Origin of the sequence: Bradyrhizobium sp. IC3123 (genome assembly GCF_020193625.1) — a bacterium.
Taxonomy (GTDB): Bacteria; Pseudomonadota; Alphaproteobacteria; order Rhizobiales; family Xanthobacteraceae; genus Bradyrhizobium; species Bradyrhizobium yuanmingense.
Genome location: NZ_JADYVF010000001.1, coordinates 42,198 through 60,021, shown reverse-complemented (window position 1 = coordinate 60,021; position 17,824 = coordinate 42,198). Strand labels below are relative to the sequence as shown.

Annotated in this window: 23 protein-coding genes; 14 read left to right on the top strand and 9 right to left on the bottom strand. The window is 65.6% G+C overall.

Annotated features, from left to right (window positions below):
• The first annotated feature begins 157 nt into the window (after window positions 1-157).
• Window positions 158-958, top strand: a complete 801-nt coding sequence (locus I6F20_RS00305; protein ID WP_225124717.1) for a thioesterase family protein — start codon at window positions 158-160, stop codon at window positions 956-958.
• Here I6F20_RS00305 and I6F20_RS00300 read toward each other — a convergent pair.
• Both I6F20_RS00300 and I6F20_RS00295 read right to left on the bottom strand, forming a co-directional pair.
• On the bottom strand, window positions 946-1,767 hold the full coding sequence (locus I6F20_RS00300; RefSeq protein ID WP_225124716.1) for a helix-turn-helix domain-containing protein: 822 nt from the start codon (window positions 1,765-1,767) through the stop codon (window positions 946-948). The genes I6F20_RS00305 and I6F20_RS00300 overlap by 13 nt on opposite strands.
• Window positions 1,768-1,807: 40 nt before the next feature.
• Window positions 1,808-2,629 carry a helix-turn-helix domain-containing protein gene (locus I6F20_RS00295; RefSeq protein ID WP_225124715.1) on the bottom strand — a complete coding sequence of 274 codons (822 nt, stop codon included), beginning with the start codon at window positions 2,627-2,629 and terminating at the stop codon, window positions 1,808-1,810.
• A gap of 100 nt (window positions 2,630-2,729) precedes the next feature.
• Between I6F20_RS00295 and I6F20_RS00290 the strand changes: the two genes are divergently transcribed.
• The 3 genes from I6F20_RS00290 (at window position 2,730) to I6F20_RS00280 (ending at window position 4,480) form a co-directional block, all read left to right on the top strand.
• Window positions 2,730-2,960, top strand: coding sequence for a hypothetical protein (locus I6F20_RS00290; protein WP_192893150.1), 231 nt, complete (start codon window positions 2,730-2,732; stop codon window positions 2,958-2,960).
• A gap of 33 nt (window positions 2,961-2,993) precedes the next feature.
• On the top strand, window positions 2,994-3,392 hold the full coding sequence (locus I6F20_RS00285) for a hypothetical protein (RefSeq protein ID WP_225124713.1): 399 nt from the start codon (window positions 2,994-2,996) through the stop codon (window positions 3,390-3,392).
• Between the two features lie 812 nt (window positions 3,393-4,204).
• Window positions 4,205-4,480 (top strand): hypothetical protein, encoded by a 276-nt coding sequence (locus I6F20_RS00280; RefSeq protein ID WP_225124711.1) that lies wholly within the window; start codon window positions 4,205-4,207, stop codon window positions 4,478-4,480.
• 23 nt (window positions 4,481-4,503) lie between these two features.
• Here I6F20_RS00280 and I6F20_RS00275 read toward each other — a convergent pair whose 3' ends face one another.
• Window positions 4,504-5,067, bottom strand: coding sequence for an SET domain-containing protein (locus I6F20_RS00275; protein WP_225124709.1), 564 nt, complete (start codon window positions 5,065-5,067; stop codon window positions 4,504-4,506).
• A gap of 162 nt (window positions 5,068-5,229) precedes the next feature.
• Between I6F20_RS00275 and I6F20_RS00270 the strand changes: the two genes are divergently transcribed.
• Complete coding sequence (locus I6F20_RS00270; RefSeq protein WP_225124707.1) at window positions 5,230-5,835, top strand: hypothetical protein; 606 nt, start codon at window positions 5,230-5,232, stop codon at window positions 5,833-5,835.
• On the opposite strand, the gene I6F20_RS00265 is transcribed toward I6F20_RS00270, so the two are convergent.
• Window positions 5,832-6,137, bottom strand: a complete 306-nt coding sequence (locus I6F20_RS00265) for a DUF6321 domain-containing protein (protein WP_225125314.1) — start codon at window positions 6,135-6,137, stop codon at window positions 5,832-5,834. The genes I6F20_RS00270 and I6F20_RS00265 overlap by 4 nt on opposite strands.
• Here I6F20_RS00265 and I6F20_RS00260 point away from each other — a divergent pair.
• Entirely contained in the window at window positions 6,103-6,336 is a 234-nt protein-coding gene (locus I6F20_RS00260; protein ID WP_225114263.1) for a hypothetical protein, read from the top strand. The two genes, I6F20_RS00265 and I6F20_RS00260, sit on opposite strands and share 35 nt — an antisense overlap.
• Before the next feature lie 175 nt (window positions 6,337-6,511).
• Here the strand turns inward: I6F20_RS00260 and I6F20_RS00255 are convergent, their stop codons facing one another.
• A complete protein-coding gene (locus I6F20_RS00255; RefSeq protein WP_225124705.1) occupies window positions 6,512-7,243 on the bottom strand; it encodes a TetR/AcrR family transcriptional regulator in 732 nt (243 codons plus the stop codon).
• Window positions 7,244-7,349: 106 nt separating this feature from the next.
• Between I6F20_RS00255 and I6F20_RS00250 the strand changes: the two genes are divergently transcribed.
• From I6F20_RS00250 to I6F20_RS00230, 5 genes are all read left to right on the top strand, one after another.
• Complete coding sequence (locus tag I6F20_RS00250; RefSeq protein WP_225124704.1) at window positions 7,350-8,747, top strand: carotenoid oxygenase family protein; 1,398 nt, start codon at window positions 7,350-7,352, stop codon at window positions 8,745-8,747.
• A gap of 72 nt (window positions 8,748-8,819) precedes the next feature.
• Window positions 8,820-9,083 carry a hypothetical protein gene (locus I6F20_RS00245; protein WP_036043814.1) on the top strand — a complete coding sequence of 88 codons (264 nt, stop codon included), beginning with the start codon at window positions 8,820-8,822 and terminating at the stop codon, window positions 9,081-9,083.
• Window positions 9,084-9,303: 220 nt separating this feature from the next.
• The gene (locus I6F20_RS00240) at window positions 9,304-9,858 is read left to right on the top strand and encodes an inner membrane-spanning protein YciB (protein ID WP_036013049.1); all 555 of its coding nucleotides are present in this window, start codon (window positions 9,304-9,306) and stop codon (window positions 9,856-9,858) included.
• Window positions 9,859-9,963: 105 nt separating this feature from the next.
• Window positions 9,964-10,260 carry a hypothetical protein gene (locus I6F20_RS00235; RefSeq protein WP_036013050.1) on the top strand — a complete coding sequence of 99 codons (297 nt, stop codon included), beginning with the start codon at window positions 9,964-9,966 and terminating at the stop codon, window positions 10,258-10,260.
• A 16-nt stretch (window positions 10,261-10,276) separates the two neighbouring features.
• Window positions 10,277-11,197, top strand: coding sequence for an SH3 domain-containing protein (locus tag I6F20_RS00230; RefSeq protein ID WP_225124703.1), 921 nt, complete (start codon window positions 10,277-10,279; stop codon window positions 11,195-11,197).
• 196 nt (window positions 11,198-11,393) lie between these two features.
• Here I6F20_RS00230 and I6F20_RS00225 read toward each other — a convergent pair whose 3' ends face one another.
• A complete protein-coding gene (locus I6F20_RS00225) occupies window positions 11,394-13,049 on the bottom strand; it encodes a fumarate hydratase (protein ID WP_036027899.1) in 1,656 nt (551 codons plus the stop codon).
• 212 nt (window positions 13,050-13,261) lie between these two features.
• On the opposite strand from I6F20_RS00225, the gene I6F20_RS00220 reads away from it, so the two are divergent.
• The 3 genes from I6F20_RS00220 (at window position 13,262) to I6F20_RS00210 (ending at window position 15,001) form a co-directional block, all read left to right on the top strand.
• A complete protein-coding gene (locus tag I6F20_RS00220; RefSeq protein ID WP_036013057.1) occupies window positions 13,262-13,735 on the top strand; it encodes a hypothetical protein in 474 nt (157 codons plus the stop codon).
• Window positions 13,736-14,036: 301 nt separating this feature from the next.
• A complete protein-coding gene (locus tag I6F20_RS00215; RefSeq protein WP_167361693.1) occupies window positions 14,037-14,210 on the top strand; it encodes a hypothetical protein in 174 nt (57 codons plus the stop codon).
• A 116-nt stretch (window positions 14,211-14,326) separates the two neighbouring features.
• Window positions 14,327-15,001 (top strand): methyltransferase family protein, encoded by a 675-nt coding sequence (locus I6F20_RS00210; protein ID WP_036027901.1) that lies wholly within the window; start codon window positions 14,327-14,329, stop codon window positions 14,999-15,001.
• Window positions 15,002-15,023: 22 nt separating this feature from the next.
• Here I6F20_RS00210 and I6F20_RS00205 read toward each other — a convergent pair whose 3' ends face one another.
• From I6F20_RS00205 to I6F20_RS00195, 3 genes are all read right to left on the bottom strand, one after another.
• On the bottom strand, window positions 15,024-15,731 hold the full coding sequence (locus I6F20_RS00205) for a glutathione S-transferase (protein ID WP_225124702.1): 708 nt from the start codon (window positions 15,729-15,731) through the stop codon (window positions 15,024-15,026).
• 251 nt (window positions 15,732-15,982) lie between these two features.
• Window positions 15,983-16,663 (bottom strand): lectin, encoded by a 681-nt coding sequence (locus I6F20_RS00200; protein ID WP_225124701.1) that lies wholly within the window; start codon window positions 16,661-16,663, stop codon window positions 15,983-15,985.
• 144 nt (window positions 16,664-16,807) lie between these two features.
• The gene (locus tag I6F20_RS00195) at window positions 16,808-17,821 is read right to left on the bottom strand and encodes a Tim44 domain-containing protein (RefSeq protein WP_057030308.1); all 1,014 of its coding nucleotides are present in this window, start codon (window positions 17,819-17,821) and stop codon (window positions 16,808-16,810) included.
• Between the last annotated feature and the right edge of the window lie 3 nt (window positions 17,822-17,824).

Sequence of the window (17,824 nt, the reverse complement as noted above, 5' to 3'; positions counted from 1 at the left end):
TCGGGCACTTCGAGGGTCCGCCCGAACATAGGCCGAACCGGAGGCGGCGCAAGGCACCCGTCCTGCATGGCTCACGACTTCACCTCTGCGGTTATTGTGACCGGTTCTCCCCGCCCCGATACTCACGGCCACGATCAAGCCCAAAGAGGAGACCGCGATGAACGCCATTTTCGAGCCGGAAGGCGATCTGTTCCGGGCCACCGAGCATGCCGGCGGGCCGTGGTCGCCGGACATGCTGCAGGGAAGCGCCACCACCGCGCTGATGACCCGCGAGGTCGAGCGCCTCGCCGCCAAATCCGGCTTTGCGGTGCGGCGTCTGACCTTCGATCTGTGGCGGCCGGCGGGCCTGCGCCTGTTCAGGGCGGTCAGCGAGCTGCTGCGCGACGGTCGCAAGGCCAAGACCCTGCAGGTGCGGCTGATGGACGGCGAGACCGAGATCGGCCGCTGCACGGCGCTGCTGACGGCGCCGAGCGGCGAGTCGCCCATCGATCCATTCGCGAGGCCCTTGGCCCCCGACAGTGGTCCCGAGGCCGGCAGCCCGCCGCCCGCCTTTGCGCAGAAATGGAGCCGCTATTTCCAGAATGTGTCGGTGCGCCTCATCGAGGGCGCCCTGGAGAAGCCGGGCCCGGCGGCAGCCTGGATGCGGCTCGATGCGCCGCTGGTCGAGGGCGAACCCAACACGCCGTTGCTCCAGGCGGTGCAGGCCGCGGACTTCTCCAGCGGCGTCGCGCAGATCGTCGACATGCGCCAATGGACCTTCATCAACCCGGAGATCAGCCTCTATTTCTTCCGTCCGCCCGAGGGCGAATGGATCCTGATCCGCGCCGCGACGCGCGTCGGCGCCCATGGCGCGGGCCTCACCACGGCGACACTGAGTGACCGCAACGGGCCGTTCGCGGAGGTGATGCAGGCCATGAGCTTCGAGCGGCGCGAAGCCGTGCAGGCTCAAGCGTCCTGATCTGCAAGCGCGACCAAGGCGGCCTCGGAGGCGGCATCAACAGGCATGAACATCTCGACGCGAAGCTCCTGCAGCGTGACGTCCTGCGGGGTGCCGAGCGTCAGCACCGCACCGATCAAACCAACGCCGATATCGCCCTTGCGCAGGCGCACCTCGCAGAGCGGCCCCGGGGCCGCGTTGTCCTCGGTCGCCTCAGGCAGCTGCGGCAGCCGCATCAATTCGCGCCAGGTCGATTGCAGGGCCTCATCGAGCGGCGCGGCCATCGCCTCATGCCGCGCCCGCGCCAGCAGCGCGGCTGCGACAATCGACCAGTTCTCGACGAAAGGCTTGAGTTCGTCGGCAGCGAGGAACATGCGCATGTGGTTGAGCGGGCGCTGCATGCGGAGAGGGCCAAGCAGCATGGTCATCAGGCGCGCGGCGGCGCGATTGGCCTGCATCACGTTCCAGCGCCGGTCGGTGACGATCGCCGGGAACGGCTCGTGACGGCTGAGCAGCAGGTCGATGGCACGCCGCGCCTCGGCAAGCTCCGGCGCCGACAGATCGCGCTCGCCATATTGCCGCGCGAAGCCGCCGGCCTCGAGCAGCGCATTGCGATCGCGCAACGACAGATCGAGCGCGGACGCGAGCTGCAGCAGGATGTCCCGGCTGGCCGCCGCCTTTCCGGTCTCGACATAGCTCAGATGCTTGACCGAAATGCCGGCCTCGAACGCCAGCTCCGCCTGGCTCAATGCACGACGGGTGCGCCAGCCGCGCAGGAGATCGCCGATGGGATTGGCCGGCCGCAATCGCCGGAAGGAGCGTGTGTCCATCCGCCGATTATGCGAGCGCTGCTCCGTCCTGTAAACGGCGCTAGCGCAGCCCGGCCGCCATCTGCTTCAGCCGTTCGGCGGTGCGCTCGTCCGCCGGAAAGAACGTCTCCAGCGCCAACTCCGACAGGGTTATGTCGACCGGCGTGCCGAACACCATGGTGGTGGAGAAGAAGCTGAGGATCTCCCCGCCATGCCTCAGCTTGAAGGGGATCGCGACGTTGTCGGCTGGCAGCGGCGCCGAGCGCGCCGGAATCGGATAGCTCTTCAGATCGTTGTACAGCTTGATCAGCTCCGGATCGGCCGTCGCCTCGCACTGCCGGTGCAGCCGTTCCAGGAGATGCCCGCACCACTCGGCGAGATTGACCGTGCGCGGTGCCAGCGCCTCGGGATGGAAAGCCAGCCTCAGCACGTTGACGGGCTGGCCGAGCAGATGCTGCGGGATGCCGTCGAGCAGCGGCGCCACCATGCGGTTGGCGGAGACCAGGTTCCAGTGCCGGTCCACCGCGAGCGCCGGATTGGGCTCATGTGCTTTCAAGACGAGGTCGATCGCCGCACGGGCTGATTTCAAGGCGGGATCCTCCAGCGGGCGCTGCGGAAAGGCCGGAGCGAAACCGGCTGCGACCAGCAGCACGTTGCGTTCGCGCAAGGGCACGTCGAGCCGCTCGGCGAGCCTGAGCACCATGTCGCGCGAGGGCGCGGCGCGACCGGTCTCGACGAAGCTCAAATGCCGCGCCGAGATTTCGGCTTCGCCGGCAAGATCGAGCTGGCTCATGCGGCGGCGCTGCCGCCATTCCCGCAAATGGTCGCCGATATGGACCGGCTGGCTGCGTTCGGTACGTACGGTGGATGCATGTGCGTTCATGATCAAAAACTAGCACGCGAATTTAGGCGCTTCCATTACCACCGAGGTAATCGAAATGGGGGACGAGCACGCGCATCTTTGGTCGCAACAGGAGATGACCATGATCGCGTTGCTGCTCTACCGGACCGTCGCAGACCACGTCTTGCCCTGGGCCATGGCGTTCGCAACCCGGATGCTGGCGCGCAGCCTCAACATGCCGGAGCCGCTGCTGCATTCGACCGGCGACTATGTGGTCGCGCAGGTCATCGCCTTCGAGCACGGCGTCGGCAGGAGCCTCTGCCCGTTCCGGCTCGCCCGTCTGCTCCGCGCCTGGTGGCGCGGTCGGCGCTAAAGTTCCACCCCAGCCCAACCAAGGAGACCTGAGATGATCGATGCATCCACCTTCCTGCGCCGCGCCCTCTTCGCCGACGCCCTCTTCAGCGGCGTCGCCGCGCTCGGCTTCACCTTCGGCGCGAGCGCTTTCGCTGCGCTGTTCAACCTGCCCGAAGCGCTGCTGCGCGAGAGCGGCCTGTTCCTGATTGCCTACACCGCCCTGGTCGGCTGGCTCGCCTCGCGGGCCACGGTCGCGAAGTCGCTGGTGCTGCTGGTCGTGATCGGCAATGCCGCTTGGACCGTCGGCAGCATCGCGCTGCTGCTCTCGGGCGCGGTGTCGCCGAACCTCGCCGGCGAGCTCATGGTCGTCGCGCAAGCCATCGCCACCGGCGTATTCGCCGAGCTGCAATATGTGGGTTTGAAGAGGAGCGGGCGCGCCGTCGCGGCGTGATCGCTTCGTGGCGGCTCCGCGGCGCAAACCGGGGAACGCGACGGCTTCGTCATATCGGATCGTATCCGGATGCATGCATGACCTCGCGTTCTCGCAGCGGATTTCGCCCGAGCTTTGCTTCGTTGCTTGCGCCCTTCGGTTGCCGGAGGGCGCAGGGAAGGCCGGGCGCCGGTGGCACCCGAGTCCGTGTACAAGGACATGCACACGGGGTGGACCACAGGTGTTGCCGGTCGCCCGGCCTTCCCTGCGCGGATGGTTTTAACGGTGTCCTTCGTGCTCTCCTCGGGGAGCGTTGCACTATTGCCCCCGTCGCCTTGCGGCTTCTCTGATGCGCGCACCCGGTCGGGCCGCCGCATCACCGCAAGCCTTGACGCACAGACCCCGGGCGTCAGGACCACACGACTTCTCCGTCCGCGGACGATTTGGCCTCAGCGCCCGGGGCTTGGTGTGCGCACCCCAGACCATCGACCAAACCGCTGTGACCGCGCCGTGTCGTATGCGCATCGCCTGAGACTCACGGTTGCCCGCCCTGTCCTCAAGCCAATCGCGCCGGCGCTACCGCGTCCACCGCACCCCGGCCCGCATCTCGTGACGATCGCGAAGCGCCCCTCTGGCAGGGCCGGGATAGGCAACACATGCCACAAATCCGAAATTCGGAAAAGCGATATATTTCTGCGCGCCGAGATTGACAGATTTTGGGTGTTTTGCCCGACGCCTCGCCGGTAGGCAGCGAGTACGGAAAAGCGATGGGTTTCGCAAGGGCTCAATTCAACCTACGGGGCCAGAGGCGCTCGCGCAGCGAGCCTCGAAGTATGAACGACCTCGATGCAAGCGGGCCGCCCCCTTCGAGGGCCGCCGAAGAGGCGGGCCGCCTCAGGGTGACGGTCAGACATCTGAACGCGCTGTATCAACAGCGTCATTGCGAGCGTAGCGAAGCAATCCAGAGTCTTTCCGCGGTTGGATTCTGGATTGCTTCCGCCTTCGCCAAGGCTTCGGCGGACAAGTCGCTTTCGCTCGCAATGATGGAGTGGTGGAGACTCCGCTGCATTTCAGCCGGCAGCCTGAGGATCAATCAGGGGGACTCGTGAAAGCCGGTGGGTGCTGCGCGAGGCTACGCCTTGGCGCGACCGACCTTGCCGGGGAAGTGCTTGCCGTTCAGCTTCTTCTTTTTCGTAGCCGTGCTTTTCGCGCCCGCCTTCTGCGCCTTGCGCTCGGCCCGCGCCTTCACCTTGGCGGCTTCCGCCCTCGCCTCGGCGCGCAGCTTCTTGCGCTTCTTCTCGCAGGAATCGCACTTGCAGCCGATCGGCTTCAGATAGGCTTTGAAATAGTCGGTGCCGTAATCGTAGTTGATCTCGTCGCCCGGCTCGATGTTCCTGATGGCGCGGATATAGACCTTGCGCTCGCGCGGGCGGACGTCCGATTCCGCGTTGGGGCGGCAGGAATGGTTGATGTAGCGCGCGAGGTTCTTGCGCACCGATCCGTCGATGGTCCAGCGCCCGTTGAGCTCGAACAGATATTTGTTCTCGATTTCGTCCTGCTCGGGAATGCGCGAGTCCAGGATCGGTCCGAAATAGCGGATGATCCGGGTCCCCTTCTTGATCGGCTTGGTGGCGAAGAGGCCGAGCCCGGTCTTGGAGCGGCCGACGCGATAAGGTTTGTTCGAGGTGGGTGGCATGATCAGGAGAATGAGAACGCGAACGAGGCCCGCACGGCTTAAGCGAAGCCGCTCTTGTAGAACGATTCCGCGCCGCTGTCAGGTATATCGCGTCGCTGTTTGAACCTTGCCCACAATCAAGACGTCTGATGGGACGAAGTTCCCAGTCCATCAAAGCTTCACATGAACCGTGTCACCGCAATAGGCTTCGCCGTCCTGATGGCTTGCATCGGTCTGAGCCGCGCCGACGCCCAATCCCTGGGCAGCAGCTACACCTCGACGGCTCCAAAAGATTGCCGGCAGATCGGCAAGCCCGGCGCGCTCGACGGCAGCAGCACGCGGGTTTGTCCGGGCAAGGACGGCCTGATCGTGCTGATCGCCGAGGACGATCTTCGCGAGATCGTCTCGGTCGGGCGCAGCCGCAAGGCAGCAGCCGAGGAACCGGCAGCCAACGTCTGGTTCGGGCCGTTCAATTCATCGGAGACGACCATCGAATGGCGCGCGGCCGGCGCAAGGCCGTTCGCGATCATCCAGCGCTGGCACATCGCCGACAATTCCGATCCCGACAAGCAGGGTCGGCCGAACACCAAGGCCATGCTGGTCGTGACCCGGCTGCCGCCGGGTCCGGTCTGCCACGTCGCCTATGTCGATGGGATCGCCAACCCGAACGCCAACGAGCTCGCGCGCAAGGCCGCCGACGATCTCGCCCGCGGTTTCGCTTGCGGCAAGGACGAGGTCAAGATCATCGGCGCGCGCGGCCGCGCCGTCGAGCTCGCGACAATGCGCTAGGCATTGTCCTTGATGCGGCGGTAGCGCGCCAGCAGGCGCTCGCCCTTCGCGGCAATGCGCCTGGCCGCTGCCACCGTCCTCGGAACAGGCTCGCCCCAGGCATGTGCCGACAATGCGTGCCGGGTCGGCTGACCCTTGGCATCGACCAGCGGTGGCACTTTGGCGCGGCCGTAGAAGCGAACCGCCCAGCTTCCCTTCCGGCGCATTTCCTGCGGGGTCATCTCGGATTGTTTCTTGGTGACGCCTGGTCGCAGATGGGAACCCTGCTTGCGGGCGAAAGCCTTTCTGCCAGCTGCTGTCAGCCCGCCCCGCGGATCCTTTTCGCGCGCGGAGGCGACGCGCTTGCGCGAGGACTTTGAGGTCTTCTTTGCGTTACGCTTGCCGGTTTTCCTGACAGATTTCTTCGCAGACTTTGCCTTGGAGGATTTCGACTTGGAAGGCGTCTTCCTCTTGGAGGTCTTCTTCGCTGCCACGCGCATGTTGTCCACGAGGTTGGGATAGCGTCGCCCGGCGCGGCGGGCGCGTGCCTTCGCCGCCGATTTCTGTGCAGGACTGAGATGCTTGGATGCCTTACCCGCGCGTTTACGGGGGTTGGCACGTTTCCAGGGAGAGCGCGATGCCTTTGCCATGGCGCATCAACGCTTGAATAAAGCAAGAGTTGCGTCACACCTGGTGATCAGGAGCCGGGCAGCTTATCGGTCACTGGAGCGGTCAGCATCGTCTCGAGCAGCCGCTCGGCCGTCGTTCCCTCCGGCAGCCGCGCGAGAATGTCCTTCAGCCGTCCGTCGAGCAGCAGCATGGTGAAGCCGTGAACCAGCGACCAGGCTCGCGCGATCGCGGCGCCCTGGTTCAGCGTCAGCGCGTCGCCGCTGATCTGCTCCTGCCGCATCATGCCGATCGCATTGGTAAGGCCCGCGAAGGATGCCTCGGCCGCCTCGTGCAGCGACGGCCTCGAATAATCCAGCCGCTCGGTGCGGAACATGATGCCGTACATGCCAGGATGGGCCTGCGCATAGGCGATGTAGGCTTTCGGCCGCGCCAGCGCGGCTTCGAGCGGCGTGGTGGCGGCATCGCACGAAGCGTTCATGACCGCGTTGAACTGGCGGAAGCCGACGGCCGCGAGCTCGCTGAGCAGGCCCGTCAGGTCGCCGAAATGATGGGTGGGAGCGGCATGCGAGACGCCGGCCTCGCGCGCCACCGCGCGCAACGTCAGGCCAGCGAGCCCGTCGCGCTCCAGCACCCGTTCGGCGGCCTGGAGCAGCGCCTCGCGGAGCGCGCCGTGATGATACGGCGTCTCGGTCTTGGCGGTTCTGGCGCGCCGCGAGGCGCGCGATGCCGCGGTCGAGGTGGTTTTTCTTAGGGCACGCGGGCTGCGCGCCGCGTCGCCCTTGGTGTCTGTCTTGGCCATTTGCAAGCTATATGACGCAATATTGACAGTGTAAAGATTTCGCTTGACGAAAGCTGCGATCGGGTCTACTCAATCTTTACGATGTAAAGATAAGGGAGGATTCGCCGTGCAGCACGACGCCATGGCCGAGCGCAGCAACAATATCGCGCCGATCCCATTCGAGGCCGACGCGCCCTTCCTGAAGATCGTCGGCGAATTGCCGCGCGAGCTGAACGGCACGCTCTATCGCAACGGCCCCAATCCGCAGTTCGATTCGCCCGGCGCGCACTGGTTCGTCGGCGATGGGATGCTGCACGCCTTCCATCTCGAGAACGGGCGCGCCAGCTACCGCAACCGCTGGGTCCGCACGCCGAAATGGCTCGCCGAGCACGACGCCGGCCGCGCGCTGTTCGGCGGCTTCGGCCGCAAGCTGCCGGATGCGCCGGCAAACCTGACCGATGGCGGCGTCGCCAACACCAACATCGTCTTCCACGCCGGCAAGCTGCTGGCGCTGGAAGAAGCGCACCTGCCGACGGAGATCGAGCCGGGCACGCTGGCGACGCGCGGCTATCACAACTACCAGGGCCGCGTCGCCGGCAGTTTCACCGCGCATCCCAAGATCGATCCCGTCACCGGCGAGCTGGTGTTCTTCGGCTACAACGCTGCGGGCCCGCTGACGCCTGCCCTCTCCTACGGATCGATCGACGCAACAGGCAAGGCGACGCGGTTCGAGCGGTTTGAGGCGCCCTATGCCAGCATGGTGCACGACTTCATCGTCACCGCGAACCATGTGCTGTTTCCGATCCTGCCGATCACGGGCAGCATGGAGCGCGCGATGAGCGGACGGCCGCCTTATGCCTGGGAGCCGGACAAGGGCGCCTATGTCGGGGTGATGAAGCGCAGCGGCACGGCCAAGGACATTGTCTGGTTTCGTGCCGAAGCGTGCTACGTCTTCCATGTCATGAATGCGTGGGAGGACGAAAACCGCATCGTCGCCGACGTCATGCAGTTCGAGGAAGCGCCGCTGTTTCCGCATCCGGACGGCCGCCCCACCGATCCCGAGAAATCGCGCGCCCGCCATTGCCGCTGGACCTTCGATCTCGCAGGCAATACCGACCGCTTCCAGCAGACCTACCTGGACGACCTCACCGGAGAATTCCCGCGCATCGACGATCGCCGCGCCGGGCTGAAGAGCCGTCACGGCTGGTACGCCTGCGCCAATCCGAAACTGCCGATGTTCGGCGCGCTGTCGGGCATCGTCCATGTCGACGGCAACGGCAGGCGGCTCGGCCAATATCTGCTGCCGGCCGGCGACACCATCTCCGAGCCTGTTTTCGTCGAGCGATCCAGGGATGCCGCCGAAGGCGACGGCTGGCTGCTCGCGGTGGTCTGGCGTGCGCGGGAGAACCGCAGCGATCTCGCCGTGTTCAACGCCACCGATATCGAGGCGGGTCCTGCCGCCCTGGTGCAGCTCGGACATCGCGTCCCCGACGGCTTCCACGGCAATTGGGTCGGCGCGGCGTAGCCCTCGTCAACGGGCGCGAGGAGATCGCGATCCCGGAATCCACGTGGATATTGCGTGGTCAAAGAAAGCCCGATGCACATGCTCTCGATCACCGCGTATTCCACCGCTGTCATCGCCCCGGCCGGCGCCGTACTTGCATGCTTGGCGATACGGCTGCGCCGGCGAAGCCTCACGTTCTTCGAAGGCGGCGTCCTGCTCGCTGCCGGCCTTCTACTCGCGGCCGCACTCCCGATGGTGTCGCGCCTGCCCTGGACGGGGTTGGTCGACGAGATGACCAGCCAGCTCGTTGCAGCACTTCATTTTCTGGAGGTCGTTTACGTCGTCTTGACATTGTAAGAGACGGGTGGTCCGGCGCGGCTCCCTGTCTCGCGCATCGCGCTCTGCTTGTTGCGGTTCCGAATCCCGCGCTGCTGGTCCCGGCCTGGCATTCTGGTCGGGGGCTGCCATGCGCTATCTCGTACGCGGTTGTCTTCACAAAGTGATATGCCGGGCATCGCCGGATCAAGTAGGGTGCGGCAGTCTGCGCCCTGCCCACGACCGCGAAACAGGAATGACGATGAAGGACGTATTCGCCCGCCTCGCCTCCGACCTCCTCTCCGTTATCATCTTCCTGGCCGTCTATCTCCTCACCGACAACGTGATCCTCGCAACGGCGGTGGCGATTGCCGGCGCGTTCGCGCAGGTGCTCTATGCGCGCCTCAAGGGACAGCCGCTCCACTACATGACCTATGCGAGCCTCGCTCTGGTCATCGTGCTCGGCGGTATCACGCTGCTGACCAATGATCCGCGCTTCATGCTGGCAAAACCCTCGATCGCACATTTCGCGATCGGCGCGATCATGCTCAAGCGCGGCTGGATGCTGCGCTACATGCCGCCCGTCATCGTCGAGACCGTCCCGGAATATGTCACCATCGCGGGCTATGCTTGGGCGGCGCTGATGTTCGTGATCGGCGCCGGCATGATGGCAGTCGCCGCCACCGGCGATCTGAAGCTCTGGGCGTTCTATCTTATGGTGGTCGCAGGCGGCGCCAAGATCCTGGCTTTTGCCGTGCAGTACTTCGTTCTGCGGCTGATCGTAACCAACCGCCGACGCGCCGCTGCCCGCGCCTAAATGCCCTACCGGAGCGTTAGGCAGGAGCTGCGAGTTGGGCTATAGGCTCGGCCAGGGACGGCCGCGGATCGTCGCGGACCGCCGCAATCTGTTCGGGAGACGGGAATGGCCGTAGACGGCAACTGGAATCTGACCATGACGACGCCGATGGGCGAGCGCCAGGCGACGCTGAGCCTGAAGGCTGCTGGCGGCACGCTCACGGGCACGCAGGGCGCGGAAGGCAATACCACCGAGATCTTCGACGGCACCGTCTCCGGCGACAACGTCTCCTGGAAGGTCTCGATCGACAAGCCGATGCCGCTCACGCTCGAATTCACCGGCACGGTCTCCGGCGACAGCATCAGTGGCGAGATGGGCATCGGCCCGATGGGCAGCTTCCCGTTCACGGGCGCGCGGGCGTAAACCGCGCGCTGCACCGATGCGTGCGCTCCTCCTCATCGCGGCGGCAGTCCTGTCTGCCGTAGCACAGGCCGCGCGCGCAGGTGACAGCGAACCGGCGTGGCGCGCGAGCGCGCTCGCCTTGGTGCCGGCAGGCTATGTTGCCGGCACCGCTTATCGAACCGAGGGGTCGACCGGTTATCTCGCGGTCTATCCCGCGACATCGAACGATCCGAAGACACCGGGGAGCGTCTTTGCGGCGCGCCAGGTTCTGGTCGTCACGCTGACTGCGGACGCGACGCGGGCGACGTCAGCCGAGCTGAAGCCGCGCACCGGGCCGGCCCCTGATAACGACGACAATGATTTCGCCGGGATGCACGCCGAGCTCGCCGCCAAGCGCGCAAAGCTGCCTGCTGGCACCGAGCCCTGCGATCTCGGCGCCTGGTCCATCGACAAGGATTCCAGCGGCCTCAACGTGCGCGCCGAGCCGTCGATCAAGGCGCGCGTGCTTGGCACATTGCCGCCGCCCTACCGGCTGAGGCTCGGCGGCGCCGAGAACACGCCCGAGGGCGGCTGGCTGACCGAATTCCGCATCATCGGCTTCAGGGACGGCTGGTTCCTGATCGAAGACGCGAGGCCGCCGGGCAAGGACTATGAGGACGAGACGCGATATCCGCGCAGCGCGCCGAGGCCCTATGCCGGGCGCGGCTGGGTCGCCTCGAACAAGGTCGGCGCGAACTATGCCAATGGCACCACGCGCATGGGCGGGCTGTTTCAGGCGCCCTTCATCGATGCCAAATGGATGCCGGCCCAGCGCGAGCTCGGCGGGCCGCTCGACACCGACGGCGGCCCGAAGCGCATCTTCGCCTGCAGTGGGCTCTGGGGTCTGGTCGAGAGCCACGACGGCGTCCGCGGCTGGTGGCGCGCGCTGTGCTCCAACCAGGTCACGAATTGCAGTTGAGGCGCTGAAGCATTGGCTTCGTCATGGCCGGGCTTGTTGTTCAGCCATCCACGGCTTCTTTGCGGCACTAAGAACGTGGATGCCCGGGCCTTCGCCTCGCCGAAGCGGCTTCGGCCGCGCAGGCGGGACAAGCCCGGGCATGACGATCATTGTTACGGCACGAGCATCTTCCCCCGCGCGCGTGCGGGTGAAGCAACTAGCCCAAATTCAACTCCTTGAAGAAGTCGTTGCCCTTGTCGTCGATGATGATGAACGCGGGGAAATCCACGACCTCGATGCGCCAGATCGCTTCCATGCCGAGCTCGGGATATTCGAGCACCTCGACCTTCTTGATGCAGTGCTCGGCGAGGTTCGCCGCGGCGCCGCCGATGGAGCCGAGATAGAAGCCGCCGTATTTCTTGCAGGCCTCCCGCACGCTAGGGGCGCGATTGCCCTTGGCGACCATCACCATCGAGCCGCCGGCAGCCTGGAACTGGTCGACGAAGGAATCCATGCGGCCCGCGGTGGTCGGACCGAACGCGCCGGAGGCGTAGCCCTCGGGCGTCTTGGCGGGGCCGGCATAATAGACCGGGTGGTTCTTGAAATAATCCGGCAGCGGCTCGCCCTTCTCCAGCCGTTCGCGCAGCTTGGCGTGGGCGCTATCGCGCGCGACGATCATGGTGCCCGTCATCGAGACCCGCGTCTTGATCGGATATTTCGAGAAGGTCGCCAGGATGTCCTTCATCGGCTGGTTGAGGTCGATCTTGACGACCTCACCGCCGAGCGACTCTTCGACCTGCGGCAGGTATTGCGCGGGATTGTGCTCGAGCTCCTCGAGATAGACGCCGTCCCTGGTGATCTTGCCGAGCACCTGGCGGTCGGCCGAGCAGGACACGCCAAGCCCGATCGGCAGCGAGGCGCCGTGGCGCGGCATGCGGATCACCCGCACGTCGTGGCAGAAATACTTGCCGCCGAACTGCGCCCCGACGCCGAGTGACTGCGTCATCTTGTGGATTTCCTTCTCCATCTCGACGTCGCGGAAGGCGTTGCCGTCGGGCGAGCCGTGCGTCGGCAACGCATCGAGATAGCGCGCCGAAGCGAGCTTCACCGTCTTCATGCACAGCTCGGCCGAGGTGCCGCCGATCACGATGGCGAGGTGATAAGGCGGGCACGCGGCGGTGCCGAGGGTGAGGATCTTTTCCTTCAGGAACGCGAGCAGCCGGTCCTTGGTCAGCACCGAGGGCGTGGCCTGGAACAGGAAGCTCTTGTTGGCGGAGCCGCCGCCCTTGGCCATGAACATGAACTTGTAGGCGTCGTCACCCTCGGCGTAGATCTCGCACTGCGCCGGCATGTTGTTGGCGGTGTTCTTCTCCTCGTACATCGAGAGCGGCGCGACCTGCGAGTAGCGCAAATTGCGGCGCAGGTAGGCGTCACGCGCGCCTTCGGACAGCGCCGCCTCGTCGTCACCGTCGGTGATGACGTTGCAGCCCTTCTTGCCCATGATGATCGCGGTGCCGGTGTCCTGACACATCGGCAGCACGCCGCCAGCCGCGATATTGGCGTTCTTGAGGAAGTCCAGAGCGACGAACTTGTCGTTCGGGCTCGCCTCGCCGTCCTCCAGGATCGCGCGGAGCTGCTTCAGATGGCCGGGGCGCAGATAGTGGTTGATGTCGCCAAAGGCCGCCTCCGACAGCGCCCGCAGCGCCTCGCGCGACACCACCAGCATGTCCTTGCCGAGCACCTTCTCGACCCTGACGCCCTCGGACGAAATCTTCTTGTAGGGCGTCTCGTCCTTGCCCAGCGGGAACAGCGGGGTGTGCTTGTAGGGCGGAACGGGCTTGGACTGGTCGGGGAAGGCGGTGGGAGCGTTCATGGGGCAAATCTCGGGGTTTTGGGGCCGTGGCGGGCCTCTCAGCATAGAAGCGTTCTAAGCGCATTCTAGCCAGAAAAGAAAGGGAGCGGTGCGCATGGGAGGGGTAGGTTCGGCACGGGAAGGCATTGGCACAGCTCGTGGAAATGCCTCTGCCCACCCTTGCGATTCGCGTCCGCCGACGCTTGAATGCGTGCCCTAAGGGGCTTTTCATCATGACATTGAAACTGAACGTCCGCGGCGCGATCCTGGTCGCCGCCGCCTTCACCGGCCTTGTGGCTCTCGCTTCGCCTGCCCGCGCCGATCGCTGCGACGACAGCGCCAAGGAGCTGGCGAGCCAGGTCGATCGCCTCAAGGTGAATTTTCGCGCCGCCAATGTCGTTTACCTGACGCACCCGGCGGCCAAGGAGCTGTCCGTGGGTTGCCGCGGCGACAAATATTCCATCGAGCTCTACGCCAAGGGTGATCGCAAGCCGAAGCCGGAATTCTACGCGCTGGTCGGCTCGATGGCGGCGATCGTCTTCACCGTGACCAAGGACGACACCACGACGGGCGCGACGCGCTGCCTGAAGCGGATGGGTCTACTCCGCGGCGACAAGGTCACCATGCGCTACCGCCGGCTCAACATGGAATGCACCCGCACCAAGACAGAGGCGTCCATCGCCATCACGCGCGGCAAGGACGAATAGGGCACGCGCCAGCTCTTTCCGCACCCTTGCGGGGTGCGTATCGCGCGATGGCGTCCGCCGCATACTCCGTCATTGCGAGCGCAGCGAAGCAATCCAGTCTGTATCCGCGGAAGCAGTCTGGATTGCTTCGTCGCAAGGGCTCCTCGCAATGACGGGGAGAGGCCTCGTCGTCTCGGTTTGCGGATGCCACGCGTGCACAGCCTTCACCGCGCCAATTCCCTCACATTTTAACGATTGGCTTGAAGGAAATTTCGCTCCTCGCAGGGCAGGCTTGATTGTTTCCATGTGTGAGGATTTGCGGATGAAGGTTTCTACCGTTGCGCCCCCGCCGATCGCGATCGTGGTTCCGAACTACGACACGACCAAGCCGCAGGACGATCAGACCAAGGTCAAGGACGAGAATCCGACCTTCAAGCCGCAGCCGCCGGCGCCGCTGCCGCCGGGTCAGGGCACGCGGATCGATCAGCTCGCCTGATCAGGCGTCCCGAGACCGAAGCGCCCGATCCGGTCGATCGGGCTTTTGGCGTGTCCGGCCGCATCTTTGCCGGATAGCTGCACCAGGATCATGCGCCGTTCACTCGGGACCTGCGCATGTTCGCACGGCTGCTATTGCGGAACACGGTGTTCGTCGTCGGCATGGGCGCGCTGCTGTTCGCGTGCGCGGGGACGCTGCATTGGCCGTCGGCCTGGGCCTTCCTCGCAACCTCCGCCCTGCTCGGCCCACTCTGCGGCTGGTGGCTCTACCGGACCGATCCGGCGCTGCTCGCCGAACGCCTGCGGCCGGTGCTGCAAAAGGATCAGCCCGCCGCCGACAAGATGTTCATGGCGCTGTTCATCGTCGCCATCCTGGCCTGGCTCGTCCTGATGGGGCTCGACCGGCGTGTTCGATCCTCTGACATGTCGACGGCGTTGCAGGTGCTCGGACTCGGGCTGTTCCTGGGCTCGACACTGTTCACCATGTGGGTGTTCCGCGAGAACTCGTTCGCCGCGCCCGTGGTGAAGCTGCAAGCCGAGCGCGCGCAGCACGTGATCTCGACCGGACCCTATGCCTATGTCCGCCATCCCATGTACAGCGGCATGATCCTGTTCTTCACCGGCGTGCCGTTGCTGCTGGGATCGTGGTGGGGACTTGCGATGATGCCGCTCCTCCTCGCCTTGCTCGCGGTCCGCATTCCGATCGAGGAGCGCACGCTGCGCGAGGGTCTGCCCGGCTACACCGATTACACGGCGCGGGTGCGCCATCGCCTCATCCCCGGCGTCTGGTGAACGCGCCAACTGCACGAAGCCGCTATCGGTCCAGCTCGCGATAGCGGCGGAAGATGCCCTGCTCGTTGAAGGGAATGCGGCGCTCGCTTGCGAGATAGGCCTGGATGTTGGGCCGTGCGGCGATGCGGTCGTGCAGGCCGACGAGGCCCGGGACATCCTTCTCGAACGCCTTCATGCGCTTGGGGAAAGCATAACGCAGCCCATCGACGAGCTGGAACAGCGAGAGGTCGACATAGGTCAGGCGCCGGCCCGTCACGTAAATGCCGCCGCTCCCGGCGAGGAGCCGCTCGAAATAGCCGAGATATTTCGGCACGCGCTCGTCCCAGAAGTCGGCCGTGCGCTTCTTCGCCGGCGCCTTCTGATCCTCATAATAGAGCGAGGGCCCGAGCGGATGATGGGTGTCGTGGATCTCGACGACGAAGTCCGTGATCGTGAGCTGAAGCTGGTGCACCCAGAGCCTGCCGGCTTCCGTCTTCGGCGCAAGCCCATGGCGGGAGCCGAGATAGAACAGGATGTTGGCGGTCTGGCCGATGACGAGCTTGCCCGCTTTCAGGAACGGCGGCGCAAAGGGCGGCGTGCCCTTCTGCGCGTCCATCATCTTCATCATCACAGCCGATCCGCGCGGACCGCGCGCGACATCGACGTAAGCGGCGCCCGCCTCCTCCAGCGCCAGCCGCACATATTCGCCGCGGCCCTGGATCTCGGGCCAGTAGTAGAGCTCGTATTTCATGGGGGAGGTCCGTGAGCGTGGAGGCGATCGGACCAATGTAGCACGTGGCTGAAGGTTCCGTCAGCGTGAGGCGGAACGGCGGTTCAACATACGCCGTCATTGCGAGCGCAAGCGACTTGTCCGCCGAAGGCTTGGCGAAGGCGGAAGCAATCCAGAACTGCCTCCGCGGAGACACTCTGGATTGCTTCGTAGCAAGAGCTCCTCGCGATGACGAATGGAGAGAGCTCCGACGGTGGAGAGAACTCAGCGTCTCAATTCGCCGCGAAGCAGTACAGCAGCCCGTCGCCGCCGGTGGTCTTCAAATCGGCCTGCGAGCAGCCGCCGTCGGGCCCGCGCGAGGGGTGAGAGCTATTCCAGGATTTCGAGGGCTCGTCGTCGCGCAGACCCCGGCGATCGAAATGGCCGACCATCGCAGCGCCTTGCGTGCTCGAGGTCCAGTTCTTGCAGGTGCGATCGTCCGGCCCGGCAAACGCGGTGCCGTCCGGTTGCGATCCCGTGAGGATGTCGTGCCGGTTCGGCTGGTCGCCGGCACCATTGATGACCTCACCCTTTTCGCTGAGCGCGGTCTGCTTGGTGAGATTGTTCGTTGCGCCGTGCAGCTCGGCGACGTCCTTGGCGATCACCGTGCCCTTGGCGTTCTGCCACGGCCCCTTGCCGATGCGATCCTTGGCGTTGACGGCCGGCTTGCCGTCGGCGGCTTGCGTCGACAGATAGGCGCGCCAGGTCTTTGTGCCGGCGCCAGCGGCTTGTGCAAGCTTCTGGCATTGCGCGTCGGCTCCTTCGAGACCGCCGAGATCGGCGCCCTTGCCGGGCCCGTTCGACGTCACGAAAAAAGTCATGTCGGCCGACTGCGCTTGCGTTGCGGGCGCCGCCAGCAAGGCCATGGCGAGCGCAAGGCTCGAAATCGTCACGGTTCTCTCGATGCGGATCATGCTGTCCTCCCGTTGTGCTTGTTGTTAACCGCCCCATGTCAACCCGACACGCGGCCGCTTATTCCGATGCAGCGAGGCGAGACACCCAAAGAAAAAGGGCGCCGTGCCGAAGCACGACGCCCTGGTTCCTCATCTCGTCCGCGATCAGTTGGTCTGCTGAATCGCTGACAATTCCCAGCCTGTGCCCGGCCGGCGGGCGAAGGTCCAGATCTCGGTCGCCTCGCCCGGCTGCTCGCTGCCGGCGACGATTGCGCCGGTGTTGCGATCCACCGTCTTGTCGGTGAGCGCGAAGCGCAGCGCCACCGTGGCATAGTCGGTCTCGCCTTCGCGCCAGGCTTCCGCGAGGTCGCCCTGCAACAGCTTCACTTCCGTGACCTTGTTGACCACGTTGCGGGCGCGGTTCTGGGCGAGGTCCTGCTCGAAATAGGAGACCATTTCCGGCGTCGCGAGCGTGTGCAGCTTGGCCACGTCCTCGTTCGACCAGGCGGCCTGGACGTCGCCGAGCAGGCGCTCGAACGCCTCATAGTCGTCCGGCTTGATCTCGAGCGGCGCGTTGTTGGCGCCGAAGCCGAAGCCACCGAGGCCGCCACCAAGGCCACCACCGAGACCGCTGCGATAGTTCGTCTGCGGTCCGGGCGCTGCGCCGGCCTCAGCATTGGCGTAAGCCGCCCGCGGAGTGTGACGGCGCTGCCACCAGGACATTGCCAGCCGGACCACGAGCACCACCAGCGCGATCTGGATGATCAGGCCGATGATCGAGGACAGGCCGCCGAGGCCGCCGAACAGGCCGCCACCGAACAGCATGCCGAGCAGGCCGGCGCCGAGGAAGCCGGCCGCAAGGCCGCCCATGAAGCCGCCGGCGCGGCCAAACAGGCCGCCGCGCGCCGGCGCGGTCGCGGCCGAGTTCATGCCTGCGCCCGGCTGGGTGTAGGTGCGGTTGAACTGCGAGGCCGAGCCGGGTGCGGTCGTGGTCGACGGCGGCGCCGAATAGGAGCGCGTACCGCGCGAACCGGACGACATGCCGCCACCCGCGCGGGCGTCGGCCGACGAGATCGTCAGCGCGGTCGGCAGCGCAAGCGCCAGCACGACGGCGATCGTGTTGAAGAATTTCCGGGAGCGAAGCGAGAAAGTCATGTGCGTTTCCCAAATCCCCGGCATGGG